Origin of the sequence: Natrarchaeobius oligotrophus, assembly GCF_003841465.1 — an archaeon.
Classification (GTDB): domain Archaea; phylum Halobacteriota; class Halobacteria; order Halobacteriales; family Natrialbaceae; genus Natrarchaeobius; species Natrarchaeobius oligotrophus.
The window spans coordinates 1-12746 of record NZ_REFZ01000006.1 but is presented as its reverse complement, the minus strand read 5'-3'; the positions used below and the strand labels follow the sequence as shown (position 1 = coordinate 12746).

Here is a 12746-nt window from a genome sequence, read left to right as displayed (position 1 = left end):
CGCCTGAGCGTCAGAGAAGTCGTAGAATCAGCATTCACTGACGGTTAATGAAATCATTGTAATAAATCTCCTTCGTCCGGATTGCTGATCGGTCACCGACCGATACGTACTGCAAATCGATATCATTCGACGTGACGGTTCTCTCGACGGTCGAAAATCACGAGACGGCGGCGACCATTCCGACAATCACAATTTTGAGAACGTTCATTTTTCAGTAGTAATAGTATAAACTTTCGTGGTTTCTCTTCACGTACCAATTACATTCAGGAAAAATTAGCACTCTTTTAACAGAAAGTTTATACCGGTATGCTTGAATTACTCGATGGCATGGCACGCGACCAATCGGTACCCGATGACGACGGACAGCACGGTAACGACCGCCTACTCGACCGACGATCCCTCCTGAAGTGGACCGGGACGACGGCCGCTGCGGCACTGGCGACGACCGGCGTCGCCACGGCCCAGAGTTCGCGGTCGGAACCCGAGGCGGCCGACCCGAGCGCGATGTCCGAGCGAACCCTCGACGTCTCCGACGGCGACGACCTCTCCTCGCACGTTTCGAACTCGAGCAACGGCGAACTTCTCGTCGTTCCGGAAGGGACGTACAAGTGGAACTCCCGCGTCTCGTTCTCGCGACGAAACTGGGGAATCCGCGGCGACGGCGACGTGACGATCATGATCCCCAGCAGCTGGGGAACGAACGGTCGCCAGGAGTTCCTGTTGAACGTGACCGGCGACAACGTCCTCGTCGAGAACCTGACGTTCGACTCCGACGGCCGACCGGGAGTCGGAATGCGGTGTATCGTCGACACCGTGGCGTCGATCCGTGACATTCACATCGCTAACGACGGACCGCGCACGTGGGACGTCGCACACACGCGCGCGTTCGCCGTCGGCGCGGGGTCGTCGAACGGTCACGTCGAACTCGACGGGATCACGATCCACAACAACGGCAACATCGCGCAGTACAACGGCGGCCACAGCCGCGTCGGCGTCTGGTGTTCCCGGTCCGGCCGGCTCACGGTCCGCAACTCGGTGTTCTCCGGATTCCCGAACAACGCCATCTACACGCGAATGCCCGGCGAGATGCTCGTCGAAAACTGCGTCTTCGCGAACAACAGCCCCTCGAGCATCCGCCTCGGCGGCGACAACGAGGTCGTCCGCAACTGCACCTTCTACGGCGACTTCTCGCTCGACGGAACCACCTCGAGCTACCCCGGTCGGGGGGTGACGAACGCGTCCGGGATCATGGCCGACCGTCGCGAGCGCGCGTCGGACGGCGGGACCGTCGAGGACTGTTCGTTCATCTACCGCGACGTCTCGAACGCGACCGGCGCGGTCAGGATGTTCGATAACCGACGCCTGACGGTCGAAAACTGTCAGTTCCTGCTCGATCAGTCGAACGTCCCCGGCGTCGGCATCCAACGACGCACCACGGTCGACGTCAGCGACTGCATCTTCGATACGGAGAACGACTCGGGTGCGTCCGCGCTCGGCGGCAGTTCGAGTAACTACGGCACCGTCCGCAACATCTCGGTCAGTCCCGGCCTCTCGAACGGCGCGGCGTCGGCCGACCGCGACGACCTCGAGTTCGACTGGGACCGAGCCCACGACTATCCGAACCCCTCGTTCGACGACAGCGACGACGACGGACAGTCGGAAGACGACGAGGACGAAGACGAGAACGAACTCCCGAACACGATCGTCTTCGACGGCGACGGAAGCCAGGAGATATCGGAGTACCGCTTCGCCGTCGACGGCGAGATCGAACGCAGCGAGTACCACTCCGAGTACGGCACCGGCGGCGAGTTCGTCGACGACGACGTGGTCGAAGGCTGGGTCCGCGGGGGCGTCGACGGCTTCCGCTTCGAGGGCGAGCTGGCGGACGTCGAACTCGACGGCGACGCGATCGTTCGCGTGAACGGAATCGAAGTCGATCCCGACGAGTACGGTAACGAGGACGAAGAGGGAAATGAGAACGATTCGCCGTCGGACCTCGTCTTCGACGGCGAGGGCGGCCAGGAGATTTCGGAGTACCGATTCGTCGCCGACGGCGAGATCGAACGCAGCGAGGAGCTCTCCGAGTACGGCACCGGCGGCGAGTTCGTCGACGACGACGTGATCGAAGGCTGGGTCCGCGGGGGCGTCGACGGCTTCCGCATCGAGGGCGATCTGCTCGAACTCGAGGTCGACGGCGACGCGGCGGTCTACCTCGACGGCGAGCGGATCGATCCGGACGACGTCGGCGACGACGGCCAGAACGGGAGCGACGATGACGACGAAAGCGGGTCCGACGAACCGCTCCTGAACTCGGTCGTCTTCGACGGCGAGGGCGGTCGAGAGATCTCGGAGTACCGCTTCGCCGTCACCGGCGAGATCGAACGCAGCGAGTACCACTCCGAGTACGGCACCGGCGGCGAGTTCGTCGACGACGACGTGATCGAAGGCTGGGTCCGCGGCGGCAAGGACGGCTTCCGATTCTCCGGTCGCCTGACGGAACTCGAAGTCGACGAGAGCGCGACCGTCCACGTCAACGGCGTCTCCGTCGATCCGAGCCGACTGTCGCTCTGATCGACGAGTCCAGCCACCCCTCGCACTCGATCCGACGTTCCGGTCGAACGCCGGCTCGAGGAAGCGAGCCGCGCACGGCGAGCTCCCATCAGATGTGCGATCGAACCTCGTCGACGTCGAGCAGCCCGCCGGCGATCGAAAGCGCCGCCCAGACGAGGACGCCGACGACGACGGCACCGATCAGCGTGACGAGTCCGTCGACGAACGGCTCGGTCACGTAGACCGCGGCCGTCATGCCGCCCGTCACGGCCGACACGGCGACGATCGACTTCAGCATTCGCAGCCGGTCGAGCGGTAACTCGCGGTCGATCAGGTAGACGTTGTACGTCACCATGAGCCCGAAACAGACGGCCGTCGAGATCGCGGCTCCGACGGCCCCGATCGTCGGGATCAACGCGAGGTTTAGACCGAAGTTCAACGTCCCGGTTACGCCTTTTCCGATCGCGCGCTCTTTGGCGCGTCCGAGGTAGTCGAGACTGTCGTTCGTGATCTTATCGAGCGCCTGAAAGAGGACGAACGCCGAAAAGACCTGAAGGATCGGCACGGCGCCACCGTACGCCTCGCCGAAGACGAACACGACCCCCGGCCGTGCGAGCAGGACGATTCCGGCCACCGCCGGCAGGTACAGCAACAGGATGTACTCGAACGACTGTTCGTAGACGCGGGCGGCCCGCTCTAACTGCGCGCCGGATTTGTGCTCGCCGAACGTCGGCGCGACCGTGAACCCGAGCGAGTTCGCCGGCGCGATGACGAACTCCGAGATCTGCTTTGCCAGTTCGTAGAACCCCACCGCGAGCGGGGTGAGAAAGAAGCCGATCAACAGCGTGTCGATTCGCTTGTACAGCAAGTTTCCACCCTGTGAGGCCGTCAGCGGAACGCTGTACTCGAGAATTCTGCGGGCGAGACCGGGTTCGGCGGATTCCGCGGCGGGATACTCACGGAGGAGTCGGCCGATGAAGACCGCTCCGAACGCGACGCCGAGAGCGTAGCCGGCGACGTAGCCGCCGACCGCGCCGACCGTCCCGAACCCGAGCGAGAGAAAGAGGACGATGAATCCGAGCTGTCCGACGCTCGAGACGGCCGTCGTCGCGGCGGACAGCGGTACCCGTCCGAACCCCTGAAAGGAGATTCGGACGTAGACGTAGGCGACCTTCGCGAGAACGAACGCCGTTCCGATGGCCAGAAGCGGCGCGAGCGCCGGCTCGTCGTAGACGTTCGCGATCCAGTCGCTGAGGAGGAAAAACGCGACGCAGACGACGCCGACGACGACCGCGAGTGAGAGAGCAGAGATGCGAACGACGTGGCGTACCTGGGCGTCGTCTTTCTCCCGGTACTCGGCGAGGAACTTGCCCGTCGATTTCGGAATCCCGAGCGAGCCGACGACCGCCGCGATCGAGAACACCGCGATCGCAAGGAATACCAGCCCGTACTCGTCCGGATCGAGGAACACGCGCGTGAGCAAGAGGATGATCGCCCCCTTCGCGGCGAGTCGCGCGACGTCCGCGCCCAGGGTCGCTTTGACTCCACGCGCGATTCGATCTGCTATTGACATTCGAGTGAGAGTAGTGGACGGCGGTTCCGGCCCGATTCATCGCGTTTGCTCGTCCGGCCCGCCCCAGCGGGTTCCGACGCGGTCGGGGACGGGTCTCGGTCGCGCCGGCGGTGACCGAAAGCGGACCGTATCATACGGTTTACTGTGAGTCATTACCAGCACACCCGCCGTCCGGGTCGCGGGTGCGCCGGTAACTCGTCACAGCAATCCGTATCAGTGACCGATCGTGATTACGTCTTCCCGGTCGGACGCGTTGCGGCTGGCTGCGTCGCGAATCTCTTCCATCGCGCAAATCGTCCACTTCGACTGTTGGACCGGAACCGGCACGTCGGAGCCGGTCTCGACCGCGGCCGCGAACTGGTCGAAGATGGCGTAGTGGGAGTTCAGCTTCGTCTCACGCTCCCAGCCGTCGTCGATCCGCGAGCTGAGCATCATCGTCGCGTTCTCGACGGTGCTCGAGAGCTGCGACAGCGAGAGGTCGAGACCCTTCTTCGAGCGTGCGATGGGCGAGGCGGTGTAGTCGTCCTCGATGCGGTACACCGACTGGTTGATCTCGTCGACGATCAGCGACTGCTCCGAGCCGTTGACGATGTGCAGTCGCTGCGGTTTCGTCTCCGAAAGCATCTTCACGGTACACAGGGTCCCGTCCGCGGTCGTGTACTGAACCTGGGCCTGATCGTAGCTGAACCCGCCCTCGTACTCCCGCGAGCACGACGTCTGTGCCGAGATGTCGTCTCTGCTCTCGGGGAAGCCGCTGATGCCGAGCGCCGAGTAGATCGGGTGGGGAAGCGCCTCCTCGAACTCGCCGCCCGGTAGCTCGAACACCCACGAGCCGCGCTTGACGCTGTCGGGTCGCGTGATGCCCGCGAAGATCGTGTCCACGCCCCGAAGCTCGCCGAGCTCGCCGGCGTCGATCAGCTCGCGGGCCCGCCGGACGGACGGGTAAAAGAGGTGGTTGTGGACGACCGTCAGCGGGACGTCGTTGGACTCGGCCAGCTCTTCGAGCCCTTCGAGTTCCTCGACGGTTACCGTCGCCGGCTTCTCGAGGATCGTGGCCACGCCGTTCTCGATCGCCTGGCTCGCGATGTCAAAGTGCGTCTGGACGGGCGTGCAAACGTGGACGGCGTCGGGCTCCATCTCGAGGAGCCGATCGAGATCCGTCACGGCCACGGTTCCGTACTCCCTCGCCCGTTCGTTCGCGGCGCTTTCGTTCGTGTCGCAGATGCCGATCAGTTCCGCTCGCGGATTCTTTCTGATCCCGGAGAGGTGGGTGCGAGAGACTGTGCCCGCACCGACCACTGCAGTTTGAACGACCATGTGGCTCCACCGTTACCGGTGACAGTATTAGTTTTGGACCTGTTACTTCTCGACACTGAATCGGACGGCCGAACGTGCGTCGGGTAGCGGGACCCTTACGCGACCGTCGAGACGAGGACGGGCAGACGACGAAGTAAAACGAAACCGGGCGTCGGACGTTCTCGAGTCGAACCCGATCCGACCGACGTCGATCGCAGGCTCGTCGGGCTCCGCTGTGCGTTCTCCGGACCCGAACCGCCGGCGTCGGTTCCGTCGACGGCAGCAGGCGGCGACGATCGGTCCGGTCTCGAGATCGGTTCCCGGTCGGACCGTGACGACCGGACGAAATAGAAGCGGATTAACAAAACGAGTCGGCGGTGACGGTTCGCAAACGATGAACGCGGGCACGAAGGGGGCGACCGCACACCGAGCGCAACCGACGTCGACTGTCTCGTCGTCCGACGAGCGACCGGAGGCGACCGAACCGGAGTCGGTGCTGATCGTCGCGGATCACCCCAACCCTTCGAAGATCGAACGCCACTACGGGCCGCTGGCGGACGTCGCGAGCGAGACGACGATGGTCTGTCTCACGCCGAACGAATCGGTCGACTCGATCGCCTACCGGACCGTCCCGACGCTCGGGTGGCGGCCGCTCGGCATTCTGCTACTGTTCGTCGCGGCACTCGTCGAGGGTGTCCGCAACGAGTACGACGCGATCGTCTCCATCTCGCTGATCCCCTACGGCTGTTACGCGTTGCTGTTGCGACCGTTCGTCGGTGCGCGAGCCCACCTCGGGATCATCGGCGCGGACCTCGACGTCCACGCGGTCGCCTGGTACGGCCCGCTGGTCCGGGTCGCCTTCCGACGGTTCGACTCGCTGTCCGTCCCCGGCACGGTCCACCGCCGTCAGCTGCGCGAGATGGGGGTCGACGGCGACCGGATCGGCATCCTCTCGAACGCGATCGATACGGAACGGTACGCGCCGCCGGAACGGTCCGTCGAAAGCCGGTACGACTTCCTCTGGATCGGCCGGTTCAGCGAAGAGAAAGATCCGCTGCTGTTCGTCGCTGCGCTCGCGGTGCTCGCCGACCGGGGACTCGAGTTTCGGGCGGCGATGCTCGGGAGCGGCGACGAACGCGACGCGGTCGAACGAGCGCTCGCGTCGTCCGGTCTCGCAGACTGCGTCGACCTCCCCGGCTGGGTCGACGATCCGAGAGAGTACTACTACGAGTCCGACGCGTTCGTCCTGACGTCCTCGCGCGACGCCCTCCCGTTGACGCTGCTCGAGGCGATGGCGACGGGGTCGGCCTGCGTCGTTTCGCGAGTCGGCTCCGTCCCCGACGTCGCTCGCCACCGCGAGACGGCGCTCGTCGTCGAAGGGCGAACGCCCGCCGCGTTCGCCGACGCCCTCGAGGAACTCGTGACCGACGATCGGCTCCGGGAGCGACTCGCGGGTAACGCGACGGCCGTCGGCGACGAGTACTCCTACGCGGCGGCGCGCGACGACTGGCGACGGATGCTCGAGACGCTCCGGGGTGGCGCAGATTCCCATCGGAACGACACCGGGAGACGTCAGCGGGACGTCGAGACTGCCTCGAGTGACGGTCGGGCGAACCGCGGAGACTGACCCGGCGATTCGCGGATCGGGGACGCACTCAGCGAGTACCCCGAACGACGCGGACTCGGCGAGAACCCCGAACAGCGCGGACCGAGGACTGATTCTGCACCGACCGAACCAGGACTGATTCTCACACCGATCGAAGAGTGAAGAGTGAGCGACGGCACCGACGGGATGGGTGGGCGGTCGCAACCACTCGCTACGCCCGGTCGCAGCCGGGAGCCGATCGAGGACGATCGTCGGCGACGGTGCTACATGTAGCCGAGGTCTTTCAGCTGAGCTTCGACGTCCGAATCGATCTCGCGATTCGTCGGCGATCCGGCCTCGTCCTCGTCGGAATCGACCCCGAATCGCCGAACGCGCTCGGAGAGGCGGTCGGCGTACTCGTCGCAGCGATCGGCGTCGGACGACAGCAGCCGATCGCTCGAGCGGTCGTAGAGGAACTCGGATCCGGCGTCGTTTCGGACGTACTTGTACTCCCGGTCGGCGGCGATCCGCCAGCGAACGACTTCGTCGGGCGTGCTCCGCCCAGCGTGGGGGACGAAGTCCTCTGCGATCGCCGTCTCGCGCGTGTATCGATCGGAGGGAGCATCGCCGTCGCGGACGACGTCGAACAGCGACGTCAGTTCGAACGGCTCTTCGACCGTTTCGCCCTCGCGCTGGCCCGGCCGCTTGATCCACAGCGGAACGTTCAGGTTGATGTCCCGGAGGTAATGCGGCGGGTGCTCGTCCCGTGGGTAGTCCCCGAGCGTCTTCCCGTGGTCGGCACAGACGATCACGAGCGTGTCTTCGAACCATCCCTCGCGCTGTAACAGCCCGAACACCTCCTCGACTTTCCGATCCTGGTAGCGGGCGCTCGCGTCGTAGTACTCCATGACCCGCCGCCTGGTGTCTGCGTCGAGGTCCGCCTTTCCCATCACGTACGCGAGCAGCTTCGTGTTGAGGATCCGGGGCTCGAGCGGCCCGGGGGCCTCGAGTCCCAGCTCCTCCAAGGCCTCCCTGGGCGGGAAGTAGGGACTGTGAGCTTCCATCAGGTTCACGAACGTGAACGTCGGCTCCGAGGAGTCGACTCCGCGTTCGATCCATCGCTTCGTTCGATCGACGAGGCTGTCGGTGAAAAAGCGCCGCTTCAGCGCGAACACCGGCTGGCGAGCGCCCTTTCCCAGAATCGAGTGACACCGCGAGTACAGCTCCTCTCGGGAAGTGTGCAAGCGCTCGTCCGTCTCGGTCGAAATCTCGAGATCCCACTCGACGAACTCGTCGAATCCTCGATCCAGGCCGGATAGCCGGCCGACCCACGGGTTGTTCGAGAAGCCGGCGGTGCGATACCCCTCGTCGGAGAGCTCTTCGGCGAGCGTCGACTGCGACGCCGAAAGCTGGCCCATCCCGTCGGAAAAGCCGTTAGTCACCCCGTGCTCGGAGGGAAACGACCCGGTGAACATCGACGCGTGGGAGGGGAGCGTCCACGGAGCCGGGGTGAAGGCGTTCTCGTACGTCGTGGCGTACGTCGCGAGCGTAGAGAGTGCGGGCGTCGTCTCGCGGTCGTGCTCGTAGGTCGAGACGCGGTCTTTCCTGAGCGAATCGAGCACCAGGAACAGAACGTCGGGACTGTTCGACATACCCGTATCTTCTCGAAGACTGACTTTGTTACAACCCGACTAAACGCCCGAAGGGGATCGTCCGCGTCGTTCGGTTTGCCGGGCCGTCGATCACTTCATGCCCGTGAACTTCTGGTAGGCCGACTTTGCGATCGACATCTCGAATCCCGACGACTCGGCCACGTAGTAGGGCCTGAGTTCGCCGTTGAACTTGCCCTTGTACTCACAGAGCCGTTCGGTGTTCGCGCCGACGAGGTCGTAGCCCTCCACCGACTCGAGGGCGGGATCGGCGACGAGGTCCTCGAGGATGCGTCGATGGAGGAGGTTGTTCACGCTGACGTGTTCGTAGGTGGCGGTGACGCCGCCCTGCCAGTAGTAGGCGAGATCCGGCGAGAACAGCGAGATGATGCCGCTTTTGTACTGGCCGTCGGGCGTCCTGGCCACGTAGACCCGCCACCGGTCCTCGTCGAGCCTCGAGAGCAGGTCGCGCAGGAACGACCGCGACATGGGCGCGGTGTCGCCGTACTCCTCGTACTGGGCGACGACGTCGTCGTAGATCCGGAGCGCGGCGTCGATCCCCTCGGTCTCGATCGAGAGGTCGAGGTCGTCGTACCGTCGCATCTCGTTTCGCAGGCTCTTGCTGAAGCCCGCCATGACGTCCTCGAGGTCGTCGCAGCCCTCGAGGTCGACGACGTACGTAAACTGCGGTTCGACCGCGAGGTCGTTCCAGACGAACGGCCGCGGATCGTCGTAGGCGATCGGACAGGTCATTCGAAACAGCGTCGATCGACTCCCCACCTCGAGGTCGTCGACGACGCCGCCGATCAGTTCGCGGTTGATCCGTTCGGCCTTTCGGGGCTTCGGACTGTTCGGGTCGAGAATCGGTCCGAGCCGCGGCACGCCGAGAGAAACCGGCGGCGAAAACGCGGTTTTGCCGATCGATCGCCGACCGACGAAAACGGGAACGAGGCCAACGGACTGCTGTCCCTTGTACGCGCCGTACAGCCGGAGTTCGGCGTCCGTGTGATCGTCGAGGACGGAGAGGGCGTCGGGATCGTGAAAGAGTTCGTAGCCGGTCGCCGGGAGGGCGTCGCGCCAGTCCGCGAGGTCGATTCGAGTGACGTCCATTGAGATCTAGCCCGTGATGGAACCGCGACGGACCTTGTTATCCGGTCGGTAAACGAGCGAAGAGAGTCACAGAATCGCACAGGTTGCTCTCAACGGGTCGGTACCGGCGACGGCACGCGCGAGTTCGCGTCGTCGACCGCGAGGAGAAACTCCGACATCGCGTACGACATCCATCCCTGACACCAGCGCATCAACGTCACCCGTTTGGTGTGGTGTCGGTACTTCCGGTAGTAGAACCGTCCCTCCTCGACCTGGAGGTTCGCGAGCACCCACCGGAGGATTCGGTCCGCGAACTCGAGGTCGCCCTCGCGGGTAAACACGAGTATTCCCTGGGTGCTCGCGTGAATGTCGCGGGGGTAAGCGTTCGCCTCGTCGAAGTTCGGCGCGCCGTCGAGTTCGAACAGTTCGTCCCGGTAGAACTCGAGGGCGGTCTCGAGCGTGTCGGCGTAGCGATCCTCGTCGACGACGTCGCGGTATCGCTGGAAGGCCTCGATGATGAATCCGTTGTGGTGGCTGTCCATCGAGAGGTGGGAGGCGGAGGCGGGAATTCGATACGGCCAGCCGCCGACGTCGGTCTGGTGGGCGGCGACGTGATCGAGGATCTTCGTCGCGCGCTCGACGAGGTCGTCGTCGCCGGCGTGCTCGTAGAGGTCGACGAGCATGCCGGCTCCGAGCGCGGCGGCGTTGAGCGTGTACGAGTCGTCTGGATGGTTCAGGTGGTAGTCGACCTTCGCACCCTCCGGCACTTCGCGGTAGTTCAGGTCCTCGATCAGGAAGTCGGACGCGGTCCTGGCGATTTCGGCGTAACGCTCGTCGAACTCCGCCGCCCGGAGGAGGGCTCTGACCGCGTACGCCGTCGAGACGATGTCCGGATCGCTCGGCTCGCCCTTCGTGTGCAGGTGCTGTATCTCGTGGCGGTGACCGCCACAGAAGCCACTGTAGGCCGTGAGCCGTTCCTCGAGCAGCCAGTCCGCGAGGCCGGTCGCCTCCGCGACCGGATCGAACGCGAGGTTCCCCCGCTCGCCCCGTCGACAGGCCAGTTCGTGGTAGTTGAGGTTGGCCATCGAAAACAGCGCCGCCCCCTTGTAGTTTCGCCGGTGTTCGACCCGGAACAGCGGCCTGACGTCCACCGGCGCACGCTTGACGACTTCCTGGACGACGAGGTTGACGAGCCTGTGTTCGAACGGTAACGACTGGAGGAGCTGACTGCTCATTCCGTCGCCGTAGTCCGGGCCGGCGTACTCGCGACGACGGGCGTACTCGAGCGTCGAGTCGAGGACCGAGTGATACCGATCGATCTCCCCGTACGGTACTGACGTCGCGGTCGCCGCGTCGGCAGCTGGAACGTCGTGTGACTGCATCCGACCGAGAGCAGGGAATATATCCACATTATTATACGCTCGCTACTCGCCGGCGGACGGAACGACGGCAAATCCGTGCGTCGTCGGCCCCTCGCGAACGGATCGATCGTTCTCGTCGGATCGCCGAGCGTCGACCGTCCGTCGCCGCGAATCCGTTATCGGCGCGCTGAGTCAGTTCTGGGCGTGCGTTCCGCCGGGTATGAGCTAGATAACAAACCGAGTCCGCCTGACACAGTTCGGTCAGGATACGGTGACCTCCAGAATGAGATACCTGTTTTTTACCAACACGCCAGCCCACGTCCATCTGTACAAACACGCCGTCCGACGGCTCGACGAACGGGGACACGACGTGCTCGTTCTCGCTCGGGATTACACGTGCACGGTCGATCTTCTCGAGTGGTACGACCTCCCCTACGAGGTGTACGGTCGCTGTGGAACGACGAAGGGGTCGCTGTTGAGTCGCCTCCCCGCCCACTACGTCCGCGCGATCCGGTCCGCCCACCGGTTCGATCCGGACCTCGTCTTCGGAATGGGCGGCTACGCCGCCCACACCGGCGCGGTGATCGCGACGCCGACGGTGTTGCTCATCGACTCCGAGCCGGCCTCGTTCGATCACACGGTCTCCACGCCGTTCGCTCGCGCCGTACTCACGCCGAATACGTTCCGGAAGGATCTCGGCGAGCGCCACTACGTCTTCCCCGGCGTCAAGGAGTGCGCCTACCTCCACCCGGACGTGTACGAGCCGAATCCGTCGATTCGGGATCGGCTGGGCGTCGGCTCGGACGAGCCCTACGCCATCCTCCGGCTCAACGCCTTCGGCTCACAGCACGACGTCGGCAAGCGCGGCATCGGCGAGGCCGACCGCCGCCGAATCGTCGAGCGACTCGCAGACCACGCGACCGTCCTCGTCTCCGACGAGAGCGGCGAGACCGACCTCGAGGGGCTTCCCGCCCGCCCGTTCGACCTCCACCCCGCGCTGATGCACGACGCGCTCTCCCAGGCCAGGCTCCTGGTCGCGGACACGCAGACGATGGTCACCGAGGCGGCGATGTTGGGGACGCCGGCGATCCGCTCGAACTCGTTCGTCGGCGACGACGACATGGGGAACTTCGTCGAACTCGAGAATCAGGGACTGATCCACAACGTCGCCTCGACCGACGAGATCGTCGAGCGATCGACGTCGGTGCTCGCACGGGACGACGTCGACGAGACGTGGCGTCGACGACGGGACGAGTTCCTCTCCGACAAGGCGAACCTGACCGAGGTGATCGTCGACGTCGCCACCGCCGACGGCCGCGTCGACGACCTCGAGTCCGTCCGCCAGTTCGACGGCGCGGTCGCCGCGGAGCCCTCGCGATCTGTCGGGCTCGGAAGCGACTGATAGGGATTACCGGAACTATCCGTAGTTTTTCTCCAGTACTCCTCAGAGACTGATAGATATGCGGCGATGAATACAGCAACCTCTTTTACCGGAGGCATCGGCTGGCGTCTGCGACGCCAGCCTCAACCCCCGGCAAAACCCGTTGATGCCAAAAGGCCGCCGTCGCGGGGTTTCACCCCGCTCCGGCGGTGAATCGCTCACTCTGTTCGCGAATGCGAGAGCGAGTTTGCCCGTTCCATTC

The 12746-nt window shown here is 64.6% G+C and carries 8 protein-coding genes; 3 read left to right on the top strand and 5 right to left on the bottom strand.

Features of this window, described 5'->3' with window-relative positions:
- Nucleotides 1-327: 327 nt before the first annotated feature.
- A complete protein-coding gene (locus tag EA472_RS10030) occupies nucleotides 328-2571 on the top strand; it encodes a right-handed parallel beta-helix repeat-containing protein (protein ID WP_124191381.1) in 2244 nt (747 codons plus the stop codon).
- Between the two features lie 88 nt (nucleotides 2572-2659).
- On the opposite strand, the gene EA472_RS10025 is transcribed toward EA472_RS10030, so the two are convergent.
- Nucleotides 2660-4123 (bottom strand): flippase, encoded by a 1464-nt coding sequence (locus EA472_RS10025; protein WP_124191380.1) that lies wholly within the window; start codon nucleotides 4121-4123, stop codon nucleotides 2660-2662.
- Between the two features lie 213 nt (nucleotides 4124-4336).
- Entirely contained in the window at nucleotides 4337-5440 is a 1104-nt protein-coding gene (locus EA472_RS10020; RefSeq protein WP_124191379.1) for a Gfo/Idh/MocA family protein, read from the bottom strand.
- A gap of 373 nt (nucleotides 5441-5813) precedes the next feature.
- Between EA472_RS10020 and EA472_RS10015 the strand changes: the two genes are divergently transcribed.
- Complete coding sequence (locus tag EA472_RS10015; RefSeq protein ID WP_124191378.1) at nucleotides 5814-7046, top strand: glycosyltransferase family 4 protein; 1233 nt, start codon at nucleotides 5814-5816, stop codon at nucleotides 7044-7046.
- Between the two features lie 242 nt (nucleotides 7047-7288).
- On the opposite strand, the gene EA472_RS10010 is transcribed toward EA472_RS10015, so the two are convergent.
- From EA472_RS10010 to EA472_RS10000, 3 genes are all read right to left on the bottom strand, one after another.
- Nucleotides 7289-8656, bottom strand: coding sequence for a sulfatase (locus EA472_RS10010; RefSeq protein WP_124191377.1), 1368 nt, complete (start codon nucleotides 8654-8656; stop codon nucleotides 7289-7291).
- Nucleotides 8657-8746: 90 nt separating this feature from the next.
- Nucleotides 8747-9763 carry a GNAT family N-acetyltransferase gene (locus EA472_RS10005; protein ID WP_124191376.1) on the bottom strand — a complete coding sequence of 339 codons (1017 nt, stop codon included), beginning with the start codon at nucleotides 9761-9763 and terminating at the stop codon, nucleotides 8747-8749.
- A gap of 89 nt (nucleotides 9764-9852) precedes the next feature.
- Entirely contained in the window at nucleotides 9853-11124 is a 1272-nt protein-coding gene (locus EA472_RS10000; RefSeq protein ID WP_124191375.1) for an antibiotic ABC transporter permease, read from the bottom strand.
- A gap of 262 nt (nucleotides 11125-11386) precedes the next feature.
- Between EA472_RS10000 and EA472_RS09995 the strand changes: the two genes are divergently transcribed.
- Nucleotides 11387-12505, top strand: a complete 1119-nt coding sequence (locus EA472_RS09995) for a DUF354 domain-containing protein (RefSeq protein WP_124191374.1) — start codon at nucleotides 11387-11389, stop codon at nucleotides 12503-12505.
- Nucleotides 12506-12746 lie beyond the last annotated feature (241 nt).

What these genes read in the sequence shown, in the direction of transcription:
- EA472_RS10025 (WP_124191380.1), bottom strand. Translation starts at nt 4,123, where the DNA reads ATGTCAATAGCAGATCGAATCGCGCGTGGAGTCAAAGCGACCCTGGGC.
- EA472_RS10005 (WP_124191376.1), bottom strand. Translation starts at nt 9,763, where the DNA reads ATGGACGTCACTCGAATCGACCTCGCGGACTGGCGCGACGCCCTCCCG.
- EA472_RS10000 (WP_124191375.1), bottom strand. Translation starts at nt 11,124, where the DNA reads ATGCAGTCACACGACGTTCCAGCTGCCGACGCGGCGACCGCGACGTCA.
- EA472_RS10020 (WP_124191379.1), bottom strand. Translation starts at nt 5,440, where the DNA reads ATGGTCGTTCAAACTGCAGTGGTCGGTGCGGGCACAGTCTCTCGCACC.
- EA472_RS10015 (WP_124191378.1), top strand. Translation starts at nt 5,814, where the DNA reads ATGAACGCGGGCACGAAGGGGGCGACCGCACACCGAGCGCAACCGACG.
- EA472_RS10030 (WP_124191381.1), top strand. Translation starts at nt 328, where the DNA reads ATGGCACGCGACCAATCGGTACCCGATGACGACGGACAGCACGGTAAC.
- EA472_RS09995 (WP_124191374.1), top strand. Translation starts at nt 11,387, where the DNA reads ATGAGATACCTGTTTTTTACCAACACGCCAGCCCACGTCCATCTGTAC.
- EA472_RS10010 (WP_124191377.1), bottom strand. Translation starts at nt 8,656, where the DNA reads ATGTCGAACAGTCCCGACGTTCTGTTCCTGGTGCTCGATTCGCTCAGG.